Origin of the sequence: Pseudomonas sp. p21 (assembly GCF_001642705.1) — a bacterium.
Taxonomy (GTDB): Bacteria; Pseudomonadota; Gammaproteobacteria; order Pseudomonadales; family Pseudomonadaceae; genus Aquipseudomonas.
Genome location: NZ_LWBV01000010.1, coordinates 143,516 through 159,182, shown reverse-complemented (window position 1 = coordinate 159,182; position 15,667 = coordinate 143,516). Strand labels below are relative to the sequence as shown.

At 64.3% G+C, this 15,667-nt stretch carries 9 protein-coding genes; 3 read left to right on the top strand and 6 right to left on the bottom strand.

Annotated features, from left to right (window positions below; translation table 11 throughout):
* Positions 1–178: 178 nt before the first annotated feature.
* Positions 179–1,816, bottom strand: a complete 1,638-nt coding sequence (gene pgm / locus A4C63_RS24465) for a phosphoglucomutase (alpha-D-glucose-1,6-bisphosphate-dependent) (protein WP_063915015.1) — start codon at positions 1,814–1,816, stop codon at positions 179–181.
* Between the two features lie 322 nt (positions 1,817–2,138).
* On the opposite strand from pgm, the gene A4C63_RS24460 reads away from it, so the two are divergent.
* The 3 genes from A4C63_RS24460 (at position 2,139) to A4C63_RS24445 (ending at position 4,211) form a co-directional block, all read left to right on the top strand.
* On the top strand, positions 2,139–2,786 hold the full coding sequence (locus A4C63_RS24460) for a DUF1345 domain-containing protein (RefSeq protein WP_063915014.1): 648 nt from the start codon (positions 2,139–2,141) through the stop codon (positions 2,784–2,786).
* Between the two features lie 80 nt (positions 2,787–2,866).
* Positions 2,867–3,775 carry an RHS repeat-associated core domain-containing protein gene (locus A4C63_RS26170; protein ID WP_082888416.1) on the top strand — a complete coding sequence of 303 codons (909 nt, stop codon included), beginning with the start codon at positions 2,867–2,869 and terminating at the stop codon, positions 3,773–3,775.
* 175 nt (positions 3,776–3,950) lie between these two features.
* Entirely contained in the window at positions 3,951–4,211 is a 261-nt protein-coding gene (locus A4C63_RS24445; protein WP_063915011.1) for a DUF1652 domain-containing protein, read from the top strand.
* On the opposite strand, the gene A4C63_RS24440 is transcribed toward A4C63_RS24445, so the two are convergent.
* From A4C63_RS24440 to A4C63_RS24420, 5 genes are all read right to left on the bottom strand, one after another.
* Positions 4,208–6,298 (bottom strand): bifunctional diguanylate cyclase/phosphodiesterase, encoded by a 2,091-nt coding sequence (locus A4C63_RS24440; RefSeq protein WP_063915010.1) that lies wholly within the window; start codon positions 6,296–6,298, stop codon positions 4,208–4,210. The genes A4C63_RS24445 and A4C63_RS24440 overlap by 4 nt on opposite strands.
* A 275-nt stretch (positions 6,299–6,573) precedes the next feature.
* Positions 6,574–8,061 (bottom strand): efflux transporter outer membrane subunit, encoded by a 1,488-nt coding sequence (locus A4C63_RS24435; protein WP_063915009.1) that lies wholly within the window; start codon positions 8,059–8,061, stop codon positions 6,574–6,576.
* Positions 8,058–11,165 carry an efflux RND transporter permease subunit gene (locus tag A4C63_RS24430; RefSeq protein WP_063915008.1) on the bottom strand — a complete coding sequence of 1,036 codons (3,108 nt, stop codon included), beginning with the start codon at positions 11,163–11,165 and terminating at the stop codon, positions 8,058–8,060. Before A4C63_RS24430 ends, A4C63_RS24435 begins: the two co-directional genes overlap by 4 nt.
* Entirely contained in the window at positions 11,162–14,260 is a 3,099-nt protein-coding gene (locus tag A4C63_RS24425; RefSeq protein ID WP_063915007.1) for an MdtB/MuxB family multidrug efflux RND transporter permease subunit, read from the bottom strand. Before A4C63_RS24425 ends, A4C63_RS24430 begins: the two co-directional genes overlap by 4 nt.
* Complete coding sequence (locus tag A4C63_RS24420) at positions 14,257–15,564, bottom strand: MdtA/MuxA family multidrug efflux RND transporter periplasmic adaptor subunit (RefSeq protein ID WP_063915006.1); 1,308 nt, start codon at positions 15,562–15,564, stop codon at positions 14,257–14,259. The genes A4C63_RS24425 and A4C63_RS24420 overlap by 4 nt, the downstream gene beginning before the upstream one ends.
* Between the last annotated feature and the right edge of the window lie 103 nt (positions 15,565–15,667).

Sequence of the window (15,667 nt, the reverse complement as noted above, 5' to 3'; positions counted from 1 at the left end):
AAGCGATGCCTAGCGGGGCAGCCTCAAAAAAATCTTCAGAGACAGTTGCTCCCACAGGGATAGCACAGCCTTTGAGGCCAATACAGTTGCGGCGTCGATCATGGGGAAAGCCCTGCGGCGGTGTAAATAGGATTATTTCCAATTTACACCGCCGCAGGACCAAGCGGTTTGTTACCTGTCAGGCAATCGCCGCATCCACCAGCACCTGTGCTTCCTGCACCAGGCGCTGCAGGTGCGCCTCGTCGATGAAGCTTTCGGCGTAGATCTTGTAGATGTCCTCGGTGCCCGACGGGCGCGCGGCGAACCAGCCATTGGCGGTCATCACCTTCAGCCCGCCAATCGCCTGGCCGTTGCCCGGCGCATGGCTGAGGATCTGCACGATCGGCTCACCCGCCAGCTCGGTCGACTTCACCTGCTCCGGCGCCAGCTTGCTCAGCAAAGCCTTCTGCCGGGCATCGGCCTTGGCTTCGACACGGGTGGCGAACGGCTTGCCCAGCGCCTCGGTCAGGTCGGCGTAGGCCTGGCTCGGGTTGCGCCCGGTGCGGGCGGTCATTTCGGCGGCCAGCAAGGCCGGGATCAGCCCGTCCTTGTCGGTAGCCCAGACCGAGCCATCACGGCGCAGGAACGAAGCCCCCGCACTTTCCTCGCCACCAAAGCCCAGCGAGCCGTCGAACAGGCCCTGGGCGAAGAACTTGAAGCCCACCGGCACTTCGTAGAGCTCGCGGCCCAAGCGCTGAGTGACGCGGTCGATCAGGCCGCTGGACACCACCGTCTTGCCGACGGCGGCATCGCTGCGCCATTGCGGGCGGTGGCGATACAGGTAGTCGATGGCCACGGCCAGGTAGTTGTTCGGCTGCAGCAGGCCATCCGGGGTGACGATGCCATGGCGGTCGTGGTCCGGGTCGCAGGCGAAGGCCACGTCGAAGCGTTCGCGCAGGCCGATCAGGCCCTGCATGGCGTATGGCGAGGACGGGTCCATGCGGATCTGGCCGTCCCAGTCGACGGTCATGAAGCGGAAGGTCGGGTCGACCTCGGTGTTCACCACTTCCAGGTCCAGCTGGTAATGCTCGGCGATCGCCGACCAGTAGCGCACCCCTGCCCCGCCCAGCGGGTCGACACCCAGACGCAGCTTGGCGCCGCGGATGACGTCGAAGTCGATGACGTTTTCCAGGTCGGCCACGTAGTTGCTCACGTAGTCGTGGCGCCGGGTGGTGGATGCCCGCAGCGCCTGGGCATGGTCCATGCGCTTGACGCCCGCCAGGTCAGCGGCCAGCAGTTCGTTGGCCTTGGCCTCGATCCACTTGGTCACGTCGCTGTCGGCCGGGCCGCCATTGGGTGGGTTGTACTTGAAGCCACCGCTTTGCGGTGGGTTGTGCGACGGGGTGATGACGATGCCGTCGGCCAGGCCCTGCGCGCGGCCACGGTTATGGCAGAGGATGGCGTGGGATACCGCCGGCGTCGGCGTGTATTCGTCATCCTTGGACAGCATCACCTGCACGCCATTGGCCGCCAGCACTTCCAGGGCGCTGGCAGTGGCCGGTGCCGACAGCGCGTGGGTATCGGCGCCGATGAACAGCGGGCCGTCGATGCCCTTCTCCTGGCGATACAGGCAGATGGCCTGGGTGATGGCCAGGACGTGGTACTCGTTGAAACTCAATTCAAGCGAAGTGCCCCGGTGCCCCGAGGTGCCGAAGGCCACCCGCTGGGCCGCCACGGCAGCATCGGGGCGGCCGGTGTAGTAGGCGGTGAGCAGTCGGGGAATATCGACCAGCACGCTGGCCGGAGCCAGCTTGCCTGCCAAAGGACTGAGCGTCATGCAGAAACCTCGAGTTCAACGGATGTTGGTGTTGGAGCGTGCAGTGTACTGAGAGTTGCAAAGGCGCGCGATGGGCGGCAGCAAAGAATCTGTGAGCGCACCGCACACCCTGTGGGAGCGGCTTTAGCCGCGAAGAATCCAACGCGGTGCATGGCACCGGCTGCGCCGGTGTTCGCGGCTAAAGCCGCTCCCACAGGGTACTTGCCAGCCACCGCGGTGCCTGCTTCGCGGGCTCGCCCGCTCCCACAATTGACCCGCGCATGCCCCTCATATCTGTAATGACCGTCTAGAGTGGTACCCATACCCCCGAAAACGAGGCCCCATGGCTTTCCACCGCCTGACCCACACCCACCCGCGCCTGAGCATCGCCACCGTGGTCGGCCTGCTCGGCGCCTGGCTGATCCCCGCTGGCGACAGCGTGCAGCACATCCTCGCCGGCTGGAACCTGGGCGTGTGGCTGTACCTGCTGCTGGTGCTCTACCTGAGCTGGAGCGCCAGCGCAGAGAAGGTGCGCAAGGTCGCCCGCGTCGAAGACGAAAACGCCGGTCTGGTCCTGCTCACCGTATGCATCGCCGCCATCGCCAGCCTTGCCGCCGTCACCCTGCAACTGGTGTCCAGCCGAGGCCTGCAAGGCAGCGCCCTGGCCTTGCACTACCTCTACACCGGCCTGACCGTAGCCGGCTCCTGGCTGCTGATCGGCTGCATCTTCAGCCTGCACTACGCACGGCTGTTCTATACCGGACAAAACCACGAACCGCCGCTGCGCTTCGTCGATGGCGAACGCAACCCCGATTACTGGGACTTCCACTACTTCTCGTTCACCATCAGCGTGGCGGTACAAACCTCAGACGTGGGCGTCGCCGGGCGGGGCCTGCGGCGGGTGGTGCTGGCGCATTCGCTGGTGGGGTTCGTGTTCAATACGGCGATTTTGGGATTCACCATCAATATCGCTGCTGGCCTGCTGGGCTGAGCCTGCCATCAATTCTGCTAGTTGCAACCGTTCGGCCCACCAAGAGACTCTTGATGCCCGAAGTGTAAAAGGGTTAAGCCATGAAAACGACTGGTTCGAAAAGTTTGCTGATTCAAGCCGACACCGCAAGTACGATCATGGGCACGGCTGCAACGCCATCGCAACAGGTGTATTCACCTTATGGGGTTAGTAAGCCGAATTCCGTTGAAAGCTTGTTAGGTTTTACTGGAGTTCTCTATGACGCTGCTTCCAGAACCTATTCGCTTGGAAATGGCCATAGAATCTATAGCCCTTTACTAATGCGCTTTTACCAACCAGACAGCTTTTCGCCTTTCCATGACGGCGGTCTGAACTGTTATGTCTACTGCCAAGATGACCCTATAAATTTCACCGATCCAACGGGCCGTTTCAAAATGCCGCGTCGACCAATGGCACAGGCCAGAACAAATGGCGTCCCGAAAAATAGCTTCCGCGCATCCCAAGGTTTTACTACCCAACGCCCTCGCAGAGTTCAACAAAGGGCCGAGCAACGACAGCAGCAACGAGCACAACGCCCGCAGGGCCGGCCGCAAAGAGAACCACAAGATAATCACCAGGCCCCGCAGCCGCACCAAGCTCCGGAAATGAACCTTGCACAACTGATGCAAGTGATGGATCAGGCCGTCTTGCAAGCACGGAATATCGGCCTCCAGGCTGTAATCACTCAACAAATCCACCCTGCTGAGCTAACTCTCGGGGGCATGACGCTCGCCATGTCAGGAGCTTCGATCCTGGAGGCGGTCGTTACATGGATGACGACGGGAACCGTCAGGAATCCCATGGATACTACCCGTGCGATGGCAAACTACGCCCGGTTATTCACTTCGACGTCCTCCCGTGGGCTGAGGAGCAATGCCGCTCGTCCGAAAGTACCATGCCCCAGTATCAATTGCCCCTGCAGAGTTCATCGGAATATCTGCCGCCATCGCACGCGGAAAACGTTTGCCTGAGCGACGGTCTCCAAGCTGCCGTCCCTCACAAGGATGTGACCGCTGTCATGCATTAGCACATTTGTCGTATTTGCAGCCGAGAATACTCCGTGGCAGGTGCTATGGTTAATTTCCCGGCGGCCGCATCGATGTGGCCACCCGCTCACCACGTCCAGGTACGGACAAGGAGGCTGGCATGAACAAGATGACGTTCCCCAACGCCTGCCAGGTGATGCGCTGGCATTTCCACCCGCTGGGCTTCGAAGCCAGCATGGATGCGCCACGCAGCATGGTTGCGCGGCTGTTTGACCGCGCCACCGGCGAAACCCTGCTGGCGATTGCCGGCATCCCCTGCTCGGCGATCATGGCCGCCGCCGATGTAGAGCGCATCATCGAGGCCGTCGAGGCGGAGATGGATACCTTCATGCCCGCCTCCACCTTGCGCGACGCGGTCTAGCCCGCTGCCGTGCTTTCCTGGTGCATGGCCTGCAACTTGCCCATGAACTGCTCGGCTGGCACCGGCTGGCCCAGCAGGTAGCCTTGCAACGAATCGCAGCCCAGGCGGGTCAGGAAGTCCTGCTGCTTGTCGGTCTCCACCCCTTCGGCAACGATGCGCAGGCCCAGCGCCTGGCCTAGCGCGACGATGGCTGACACGATCGCCGCATCGTCACTGTCCTGCTCCAGCTCACGCACGAAGCCGCGGTCAATCTTCAGCTCGTTGGCTGGCAGGCGCTTGAGGTACATCAGGCTGGAATAGCCGGTGCCAAAGTCATCGATGGACAGGTCCACGCCCATGTCGGACAACTGCTGCAGCACCGTGAGGCTGGCATCGGCGTCGTGCATGGCGGTGGTTTCGGTAATTTCCAGGGTCAGGCAGTTGGCCGGCAGGTTGCTCTGCTGCAGGGCCCGGGCCACGCTCTCGACCAGCCCGGCATGGCAGAACTGGATGGCCGACAGGTTCACCGCCATGCGCCAGCCCTGGTACCCCTGGTCCAGCCACTCGCGCATCTGCCGGCAGGCTTCGATGAGCACCCACTCGCCAATAGGGATGATCAGGCCGGTCTTTTCCGCCAGGCCGATGAAGCGGTCAGGCAGCAACAGGCCCTGCTGCGGGTGCTCCCAGCGCAACAAGGCCTCGGCCCCGATCGGCTGGCAGGCCTGGGCGTCGAACTTGGGCTGGTAGTGCAGGCGGAACTGACGCTGCTCGAGGGCCTGGCGCAGGTCCTGCAATAGCTGCAATTGCTGGCGGGCGTTGCTGTTCATCGACACGTCAAAGAAGCTGTAGCCATTCTTGCCGGCGCTCTTGGCGTGGTACATGGCGGCGTCGGCATTGCGCAGCAGCTCGTGCTGGTCCTGGCCATTGCCCGGGTACAGGACGATGCCCAGGCTCGCCGTCAGTTGCAGGTCATGCTCGGCCACGCGGAACGGCCGTGACACAAGGTTGACCTGCTTGACCGCCACATCCATGGCATCGTTCGGCTCCCGCAGCTCCACCAGCAGCACGAATTCGTCGCCGCCGATGCGCGCCAGCGTGTCCTGGCTGTGCAGGTGACCGCGCAGGCGTGTCGCCACGGCCTTGAGCAGCAAGTCGCCGACATGGTGGCCAAAGGCATCGTTGACCGGTTTGAAGCCGTCCAGGTCGATGAACATCAGGGCAAAACAGCCGCCCTGCTCCGCTACCTTGGCGATGGCCTGCTCGATGCGGTCGGCCAGCAGGGTACGGTTGGGCAGGTCGGTGAGGGTGTCGTGCAGGGCCAGTTGGGTCAGTTCCTGGTTGGCCAGGGTCAGCGAGCGGGCCAGCTCGGCGGTGCGCGCCTCCAGGCGGGCGTCCAGCACCGAAGTGAGCAAGGCCACCGCCAATACTGCCAGGGTGGTGATCAGCACCAGGTAGACCAGGCCGTCACCTTGCAGGCCTCCCCCCGCCAGCGCACCGCAGAAGCTGCCCTCGGGGAAATTCGCCGCGGCCATGCCGGTGTAGTGCATGCCGACGATGGCAAAGCCCATCACCACCGCCGCCAGGCCGCGGATCTGCCGCACATAGGGGGTGTGCGCACGTAGACGGAAAGCGATCCACAAGGCCGCTGCCGAGGCGCCCACGGCAATCAGCAGCGAAGCACCGAACAGCGTCGGGTCATAGTCTATGCCCGGCAGCATGCGCAGCGCGGCCATCCCGGTGTAGTGCATGCAGGCAATGCCAGCGCCCATGATCAGCGCACCAAACCCCAACTGCAGACCCGGCAGGCTCGGCTGGCTGACCAGCCACAAGGCAAAGCCCGAGGACAACACGGCAATCAGCAGCGAGAACGCGGTCAGGGCGAGGTCGTAACCCAGGTCGATGGGCAGGCTGAAAGCGAGCATGCCGATAAAGTGCATCGACCACACACCGATGCCCATGGCCAACGCGCCACCACCCATCCACAGGCAGGCAGCCCGGCCTTTGGCCGTGGCGATGCGGCCGGTCAGGTCAAGGGCGGTATAGGACGCCAGGATCGCCACGCACAGCGAAATCAACACCAGCGAAGAGGAGTAGCTACCGGTCAGCATTGGGAGTTCCAGCGGCGGGACGGGAGGCCCGGAAAAAGCTGACGATTGTACTCAAGCTTAAGCGAAACGCACGGGGTTTTTGCGAATGGGAAAGGATCCAGAGAGAAGACGCTAAACCGCCTCGCAGAAATGCATTCTCTTTTGTGGGAGCGGCCTTGTGTCGCGAAAGGGCTGCGAAGCAGCCCCAGCAATATCAGCCATTGTGCCGAGAACCTGGGGCCGCTTTGCGGCCCTTTCGCGACACAAGGCCGCTCCCACAAAGCACTGCGAATATTTCAATCCCGCTCGGCAAACGCCTGTTCCGCATCCCAACCACCGCCCAGCGCGGCAACCAGCTGCACGCTGGCCACCAGGCGCCCCTGCAGCAGGTTCAACACACTGCGCTCGTTGCTCAGCGCCGTGGTCTGCACGTTGACCACATCCAGGTAGCCGATCAACCCGGCGCGGTACTGGTTCTCGGTCAGACGCAGCGACTCGCGGGCGGCATCCAGTGCCTCCTGGCGCACCACCGCTTCATCGCCATACACCTTCAACTGCACCAGCAAGTTTTCCACTTCCTTGAAGCCGTCGAGCACTGTCTGGCGGTACTGCGCCACGGTCTGGTCATACACCGCCACCGTGCGGTCCACCTCGGCGCTGCGCTTGCCGGCGTCGAACAAGGTCAGCGCCAGCTGCGGGCCAACCGACCAGTAGCGGTTGGGCAGTTCGATCCAGTTGCTGAAGCTGCTGCTGGAATAGCCGCCGCTCATGCTCAGGCTCAGGTCCGGGAAATACGCCGCCCGCGACACGCCGATGTTGGCGTTGGCAGCCATCACGTTGCGTTCAGCAGCAGCGATGTCCGGGCGTCGCTCCAGCAACTGCGAGGGCAAGGCCACCGGTATTTGCGGCAGCGCCGGAATGGCCTTGCTGTCGGCCAGGGCGAAGTCGGCAGGGGGCTTGCCCAGCAACACGGCAATGGCGTTCTCGAACTGCGCGCGCTGCCAGATCAGGTCGATCAGGTCGGCCTGGGTGGTCTTGAGCTGGGTACGCGCCTGGGCCACTGCATCCGGGCCGGCGACGCCGGCGCGGTACTGGTTTTCGTTCATCCGCAGCGAGCGCTCATAGGCTGCCACGGTGGCTTCCAACAGGCGCTTCTGCTCGTCGATCACCCGCAACTGCAGGTAGTTCTGCACCAGTTCCGACTGCTGGCTGAGGCGGATCGAGGCCAGGTCGGCCAGGCTGGCTTCGGCACTGGCTTCGTTGGCGTTGAGGGTCTCACGCAGCTTGCCCCACAAGTCGATTTCCCAGCTGACACCCAGCTGCGCGTTGTAAGTGTTGCGAATGCCGCTGCTGTTGTTGGACAGGCTCGAACTGGAGCTGCCGGTGCCCTGGGCCGAGCGAGTCTTGCCAACGCTGAGGTCCAGGCTGGGGAACAGCGCCGCCCGACTGCTGCGCACCAGCGCCTGGGCCTGGCGGTACTGGGCTTCTGATTGCGCCACGGTCTGGTTGCTGCGGTTGAGCTCTTCGACCAGCGCATTGAGCCCGGCATCGCCGTAGATTTCCCACCAGGCGCCGCGGGCGATGGCATCGGACGGCGTGGCCTGGGTCCAGCCTTCGGCGTGCTTGAACTGCGCAGTGCTGCTCAGCTCCGGGCGGTGGTAGTCCGGGCTCAGGGTGCAGGCGCTGAGCAAGGCGACGCACAACCCGGCGCCGAGCAGGCGCGAGCCACGCCCACGGGTCAGCGTCTGCAGGGCGCGGTGAAGTGGGGTCTGGGCAAAAGTCATAGCGGGGTTTCCAGGGCGGCGTCGGTGCGCACGCCACGCCAACGGTTGAAACGGTGACGCAGGCGGTCCAGGTACAGGTAGACCACCGGTGTCGTGTAAAGGGTGAGGATCTGGCTGAACACCAGGCCGCCAATGATGGTCAGGCCCAGTGGCTGGCGCATTTCCGCGCCTTCGGCGCGGCTCAGCAGCAGCGGCAAGGCACCGAGGATGGCCGCCAGGGTCGTCATCAGGATCGGCCGCAGGCGTAGCAAGCAGGCCCGGCGGATCGACTCTTCCGGTGTCAGGCCCTGGTGGCGCTCCAACTGCAGGGCCAGGTCGATCATCAGGATGGCGTTCTTCTTCACCACGCCGATCAGCAGGAACAGCCCCAGCAGCGAGATCAGGCTGAACTCGCCGCCGGTGACGTACAGCGCCAGCAAGGCACCGACGCCGGCCGAGGGCAGTGTCGAGAGAATGGTCAGCGGGTGAATGTAGCTTTCGTAGAGAATGCCCAGCACCAGATAGACAAGCACCAGCGCGCCAAGGATCATCAGCGGCTGGCCTTCCTGGGTCTTGGCAAAGGCATCGGCAGTACCACCAAGCTTGGCGATCACTTCCTCGGGCAAGCCCAGCTTGGCCACCGCACGCTCCAGCGCCGCCATGGCCTGGTCGGGGCTGTAGCCTTCGGCGACGTCGAAGGCGATGCTTTCGGCGGCGAACTGGCCTTCGTGGCTGACCCGGTCGTTGGCCAGGCTGTTCTCATAGTGGGCAATGGTCGACAGCGGTACGCGGGCACCGTCGGCGGTAATCACCTGCACCTGCTCGAGGGTGCTCGGGTCCCAGGCGTACTTCGGGTTGATCTCCAGCACCACCTGGTACTGGTTGAGGCTGTCGTAGATGGTGGAAATCTGCCGCTGGCTGTAGGCGTTGTTCAGCACCGTGGTGACCATGTCCATGTCGATGCCCAGTCGCTTGGCCTGGTCGCGGTCGACCACCAGGGTCACCTGCTGGGTGCCGGCGCCGTCGCGGGCGTCGATGGCAGTCAGCTGCGGCAGTGCACGCAGCGCCGCCACCACTTTCGGGAACCATTCGCGCAACGCCGCCAGGTCGCCGCTCTGCAGGGAGTACAGGTACTGCGAAGAGGTCTGGTCACGGCCCCCGCCGCCCAGTTGCAGGTCCTGGTCGGCCATCAGGAACAGGCGCCCACCGGGTACCTTGGGCATTTCCTTGCGCAAGCGCTCGATCACCTTCTGCGCATCGATCTTGCGCTCGCTGATCGGCTTCAGGCGTACCAGCACAAAGGCATTGTTAGTCCCGCTGTTGCCACCGATGAAGCCGGCAACGCTCTGCACCGCCGGGTCGGCCAGCAAGGCGCGGCGGTAGATTTCCATTTTTGGCTGCATCACGCTGAACGACAGGCCATCGTCGCCACGGATGAAGCCCATCAGCTGGCCGGTATCCTGCTGCGGCATCAGCGTCTTGGGCACCACCACGTACAGGGCGATGTTGATACCGATGGTGGCCAGCAGGCTGATCAGAGTCAGGCGCTTGTGACGCAGGGCCCAGCCCAGGCTGCGGTCATAGGCCTCGACCATGCGCTGGTGCAACTGGTCGCTCCAGCGCTGCAGGCGGGTCTGTTCGGCCTGGTGTGGTTTTAGCCAACGGGCGCACAGCATCGGCGTGAGGGTCAGCGACACCACCAGCGATACGATGATCGCCGCCGCCAGGGTGATGGAGAACTCCTGGAACAGGTTGCGCACGATGCCGCCCATGAACAGGATGGAGACGAACACTGCCACCAGCGACACGTTCATCGACAGCAAGGTGAAACCCACTTCCTTGGCCCCGAGGAAGGCCGCCTTCATCGGCGGCTGGCCATCCTCGATGTGCCGGGAGATGTTCTCCAGCACCACGATGGCGTCGTCCACCACCAAGCCGGTGGCGAGGATCAACGCCATCAGCGACAGGTTGTTGAGCGAGAAACCGCACAGGTACATGACCGCGAAGGTGCCCACCAGCGACACCGGCACCGCCAGGCTCGGGATCAGCGAGGCACGCAGGCTGCCGAGGAACAGATAGACCACCAGAATCACCAGCACCACGGCGATCAGCAGGGTGTGCTCGGCTTCCTTGAGGGTGGCCTTGATCACAGGCGAGCGGTCCATGGCCACGTTCAGTTGCACGCTGGCCGGCAGCAGCGACTGCAGGGCCGGCAGCTGTGCCTTGATCTGGTCAACCGTTTCGATGATGTTGGCGCCGGTCTGGCGGTTGACCACCAGCAACACCGCGCTCTGGTCATTGAAGAAGCCGCTGTTGTAGCGGTTCTCGACGCCGTCGGTGATGGTCGCCACATCGGACAGGCGCAGGATGGTGCCGTTCTGCTGGCGGATCACCACCGGCTCGTAGTCCTTGGCGCTTTCCAGCTGGTCGTTGGCACGCACCTGCCAGCTGCGCTCGGCGTCCTCGACAAAGCCCATCGGCCGCCGCTGGTTGGCGTTGGATACCGCCGTGCGTACTTCATCCAGAGAAAGGCCGTACTGGTTGAGCAATTGCGGCTCGACAGCAATCCGCACCGCCGGCAGCGAACTGCCGCCGATCTGTACCTCGCCTACCCCCGGTACCTGGGCCAGGCTCTGCGACAGGATGGTGTCGGCCAGGTCGTACAGCTGGCCTTTCTGCAGCACGTCCGAGGTCAGCGACAGCACCATGATCGGTGCCTGCGACGGGTTGATCTTCTTGTAGGTGGGCATGCTGCGCATACCGCTGGGCAGCAGGTTGCGGGTGGCGTTGATCGCCGCCTGTACCTCGCGCGCCGCGCCGTCGATGTCGCGGCCCATCTCGAAGCCGATGATCACCCGTGTGGAGCCCTGGTTGGAGCTGCTGGTCAGCGTGGTTACGCCGGCAATGCTGCCCAGCTTGCGCTCCAGCGGTGTGGCCACGGTGGCCGCCATGACTTCCGGGCTGGCGCCAGACAGGTTGGCCGACACCACGATCACCGGGAAGTCCATCTGTGGCAGCGGTGCCACCGGCAGCAGGCCGAAGCTGACCCCGCCCAGCAGCATGATCGCCAGGCTCAACAGCATGGTCGCCACCGGACGACGGATGAAAGGACCGGACAGATTCATGCCTCGACCTGCTTCACGTCAGTGGCCGGGCGCCAGCGACGGGCCAGGCGGTCGAAATACAGGTAGATGACCGGGGTGGTGAACAGCGTCAGCACCTGGCTGACCAGCAACCCGCCGACCATCACCAGGCCCAGCGGCTGGCGCAGCTCGGCGCCGGAACCGGTGGCGAGCATCAGCGGCACGGCGCCGAACAGCGCGGCCAGGGTGGTCATCAGGATCGGCCGGAAGCGCAGCAGCGCCGCCTGGTAGATGGCATCGCGCGGGCTCATGCCCTGCTGGCGCTCGGCCTCGAGGGCGAAGTCGATCATCATGATCGCGTTCTTCTTGACGATGCCGATCAGCAGGATGATGCCGATGATGGCGATCATGCCCAAGTCGTTACCGCTGATGAGCAAGGCCAGCAAGGCGCCGACCGCCGCCGACGGCAGGGTCGAAAGGATAGTCACCGGGTGGATGTAGCTCTCGTACAGCACGCCCAGCACGATGTACATGGTCACCACCGCCGCCAGGATCAGCAGCAAGGTACTCGACAGCGATGCCTGGAAGGCCTGCGCTGCGCCCTGGAAGCGGGTCTGCACGCCCAGCGGCATGCCAATGTCCTTCTGCACCTGCTCGATCACCTGCACCGCCTCGCCCAGCGAAGCGCCGTGAGCGAGGTTGAACGACAGGGTCACCGCCGGGAACTGGCCGATGTGGGAAATGGCCAGCTGGGCCTGGCGCTGCTCGATGCGCGCCAGCGCCGACAGGCGCACCTGGCCGCCATCGGTGGCCTTGACGTGGATCGACTCCAGCGCCTGCGGGCCGATCACCGCCGCATCCTGCGATTGCAGCACCACGCGGTACTGGCTGGCCTGGGTGTAGATGGTCGAGATCTGGCGCTGGCCGAAGGCATCGTACAGGGCGTTGGTGATCTGCGACACGCTGATGCCCAGGCGGCTGGCCATGTCGCGGTCGATCACCAGGTACACCTGCAGGCCCTTGTCCTGCAGGTCGCTGGCCACGTCGGCCAGTTCCGGGCGCTGCTGCAGCGCCTGGACCAGCTTGCCACTCCACTGCGCCAGCAGCTCGGCGTCCGGCGATGACAGGCTGAACTGGTACTGGGTACGGCTGACCCGGTCTTCGATGCTCAGGTCCTGCACCGGCTGCATGAACAGGCGGATGCCCACCAGCCGGTCGACTTGCGGCTGCAGGCGGTCGATCACCTCGCTGGCAGTGACATTACGCTCGCCATGAGGCTTGAGGTTGATCAGCAGGCGGCCGCTGTTGAGCGTGGCGTTGTCACCATCGACGCCGATGTAGGACGACAGGCTCTGCACTGCCGGGTCCTGCAGGATCACCTTGCTCAGGGCCTGCTGGCGTTCGCTCATGGCGGCGAACGAGGTGGACTGCGGCGCTTCGGAAATGCCCTGGATCACCCCGGTGTCCTGCACCGGGAAGAAGCCCTTGGGCACCACCATGTACAGGAACACGGTGAGTGCCAGGCTGGCCACGGCCACCAGCAGCGTCAGCGGCTGACGCTTGAGTACCCACTGCAGGGCACTGCCGTAGTGCCTGATCAGCCAGTCGATCCAGGCGCCACTGGCGCGGTAGAACCGGCCCTGTTCCTCTTCCTTGGGCTCGCGCTTGAGCAGGCGCGCGCACATCATCGGCGTCAGGGTCAGCGATACCACCAGGGAAATCAGGATGGCCACCGCCAGGGTAATGGCGAACTCGCGGAACAGGCGGCCGACCACATCGGCCATGAACAGCAGCGGGATCAGTACCGCAATCAGCGAGAAGGTCAGCGAGATCAGGGTGAAGCCGATTTGCCGGGCGCCCTTGAGCGCAGCCTGCATGGGCGTCTCGCCCTCCTCGATGTGCCGGGAGATGTTCTCCAGCATGACGATGGCATCGTCGACCACGAAGCCGGTGGCGATGGTCAGGGCCATCAGCGTCAGGTTGTTGACCGAGAAGCCGGCCAGGTACATCACGCCAAAGGTGCCGATCAGCGACAATGGCACGGCGATCGACGGAATGAGGGTGGCACTGAAGCGGCGCAGGAAGACGAACGTGACCATTACCACCAGGGCGATGGCGATCAGTAGTTCGTGCTGTACGTCCTTGACCGCGGCGCGGATGGTCTGGGTGCGGTCGGTGAGCACCGAAACATCGAGGCCGGCCGGCAGGTTGTCGGTGATCGACGGCAGCAGGGCTTTGATGCGGTCGACCACTTCGATGACGTTGGCGCCCGGCTGGCGCTGGATGTTCAGCAGCACCGCGTGGTTTTCATTGGCCCAGGCAGCCAGGCGCTCGTTTTCGGCGCCGTCGACGATTTCGGCCACGTCTTTGAGACGCAGTGGTGCGCCGTTGTTGTAGGCCAGGATCAGGTTGGCGTATTCCTCAGGGGAGCGCAGCTGGTCGTTGGCGTCGAGCATCGACACCCGGGTCGGGCCGTCGAAGTTGCCCTTGGGCTGGTTGACGTTGGAGGCGCCGATCAGGGTGCGTACGTCATCCAGGTTCAGGCCATTGGCGGCCAGGGCATCGACGTTGACCTTGATCCGCACCGCCTGGCGCTGGCCGCCGGCAATGCTGACCATGCCCACACCGCTGATCTGCGCGAGCTTCTGTGCCACGCGGGTATCGACCAGGTCGTTGAGCTTGGGCAGCGGCATGGTCTTGCTGGCGATGGCCAGGGTCAGCACCGGGGTGTCGGCCGGGTTGACCTTGTTGTACACCGGTGGCGCCGGCAGGTCGCTGGGCAGCAGGTTGCTGGCGGCGTTGATCGCGGCCTGCACCTGTTGCTCGGCAACGTCCATGTTCATGTCGAGGTTGAAGCGCAAGGTCAGCACCGAGGCGCCGCCGGAGCTGGTCGAGGCCATCTGCTCCAGGCCCGGCATCTGGCCGAACTGGCGTTCCAGCGGCGCGGTAACGGCGCTGGTCATGACCTGCGGGCTGGCACCGGGGTACAGGGTCATGACCCGGATGGTCGGGTAATCCACCTGCGGCAGGGCGGAAACCGGCAGCAGCTTGTAGGCGATCAGGCCGGCCAGGACGATGGCCAGCATGCTCAGCGTGGTGGCAACCGGCCGCAGGATAAACAGGCGCGAGAGGTTCATGCGCCCGCCTTGCCTGCTGCTTTGCCAGGCTGTGCTTCACCAGCTTGCGCCGCCCCCTTGGCTTCCTGGCCTTGCAACTGCTGGCCCGGCGTGGTCGGCACTTGCGAGCTGTCTTCGACCACTTCCACCTTGGTGCCTTCGCGCAGGCGGTCGGTGCCTTCCAGCACCAGGCGTTCGCCGGCCTTCAGGCCTTCGAGGATGACGCTGTTCTGGCCGTCGCTGGCCCCCACCTTGAGCTTGCGCACATTGACCTTGCTCTCGGCGTTGACCACATAGGCGAAGGTACCGTCGTTACCGAACTGGATGGCCGCCGCCGGGGCCATGGTCACCTGCTTGAGGGTGTCGGCCAGCAGGCGCACGTTGACGAATTGGTTGGGGAACAGGGCCAGGTCCTTGTTCTCGAAGCGGCCCTTGAACTTGAGCGTGCCGGTGGTGGTGTCGATCTGGTTGTCGATGCTGCCCAGCACACCGGTGGACTGCAGCTTGCTGTCACTGCGGTCCCAGGCCTCGACCGGCAGGCTGGCGCCGCTGCGGTAGCGCTCCAGCACGGTGCTCAGCTCGGTTTCCGGCAGGGTGAACGCGACGCTGATCGGCTCGGTCTGGGTAATCACCACCAGCGCGGTGGTGTCGTTGGCCGCCACCAGGTTGCCCAGGTCGAGCTGGCGCAGGCCCACGCGGCCGTTGATCGGCGCGCGGATCTGGGTGAAATCGAGGTTCAGGCGGGCGTCGTTGACCTGCGCCTGGTTGGTCTTCACCAACCCCTGGAACTGCGCCACCTGCGCTTCGGCGGTGTCGAGGGTTTGCTTGGCAATGCTGTCTTCGGCGTACAGGCCCTTATAGCGGGCCAGGTCGACCTGGGCATTCTTCAACTGCGCCTGGTTCTGCGCCAAGGTGCCTTCGGCCTGTTGCAGGGCAATGCGGTACGGGCGCGGGTCGATCTCGGCGAGCAGGTCGCCGGCCTTGACCTGCTGGCCTTCCTTGAAGTGGATCTTGACCAGCTCACCAGCCACGCGGCTACGCACGTTGACGGTGTTGGTCGCGGTGACTGTGCCCAGGGCCTTGTAGTACAGCGGGAAGTCGCCCACCCGCACCGGCTCGACGCGCACCGGCACCGGGTCGCTGGAGCCGCCGAAGCCCGGGCGCCCGCCCATCATGCCCATGCCCTTGCCACCGCGCCCGCCACCGGCTTCTTTAGGCGCAGGCGCTGCTGCGGGCCACAGCCACCAGGCCAGTGCAGCCACCAGCAGCAGGATCAGCAGGCCTACAAGCCAGCGACGAGGGGAACGGGAATTGGACGCTTGCATGGGTTGAACGAACCTTGTTCGGAATGACGACTTGGGGAGGATGAACGATAAGCACTGGCATCGTTTTAGCAAAGCGCCTTTACCAGAGGTTTACCTTTGCCTG

What these genes read in the sequence shown, in the direction of transcription:
- A4C63_RS24445 (WP_063915011.1), top strand. Translation starts at nt 3,951, where the DNA reads ATGAACAAGATGACGTTCCCCAACGCCTGCCAGGTGATGCGCTGGCAT.
- A4C63_RS24420 (WP_063915006.1), bottom strand. Translation starts at nt 15,564, where the DNA reads ATGCAAGCGTCCAATTCCCGTTCCCCTCGTCGCTGGCTTGTAGGCCTG.
- A4C63_RS24440 (WP_063915010.1), bottom strand. Translation starts at nt 6,298, where the DNA reads ATGCTGACCGGTAGCTACTCCTCTTCGCTGGTGTTGATTTCGCTGTGC.
- A4C63_RS24460 (WP_063915014.1), top strand. Translation starts at nt 2,139, where the DNA reads ATGGCTTTCCACCGCCTGACCCACACCCACCCGCGCCTGAGCATCGCC.
- pgm (WP_063915015.1), bottom strand. Translation starts at nt 1,816, where the DNA reads ATGACGCTCAGTCCTTTGGCAGGCAAGCTGGCTCCGGCCAGCGTGCTG.
- A4C63_RS24435 (WP_063915009.1), bottom strand. Translation starts at nt 8,061, where the DNA reads ATGACTTTTGCCCAGACCCCACTTCACCGCGCCCTGCAGACGCTGACC.
- A4C63_RS24425 (WP_063915007.1), bottom strand. Translation starts at nt 14,260, where the DNA reads ATGAACCTCTCGCGCCTGTTTATCCTGCGGCCGGTTGCCACCACGCTG.
- A4C63_RS24430 (WP_063915008.1), bottom strand. Translation starts at nt 11,165, where the DNA reads ATGAATCTGTCCGGTCCTTTCATCCGTCGTCCGGTGGCGACCATGCTG.
- A4C63_RS26170 (WP_082888416.1), top strand. Translation starts at nt 2,867, where the DNA reads ATGAAAACGACTGGTTCGAAAAGTTTGCTGATTCAAGCCGACACCGCA.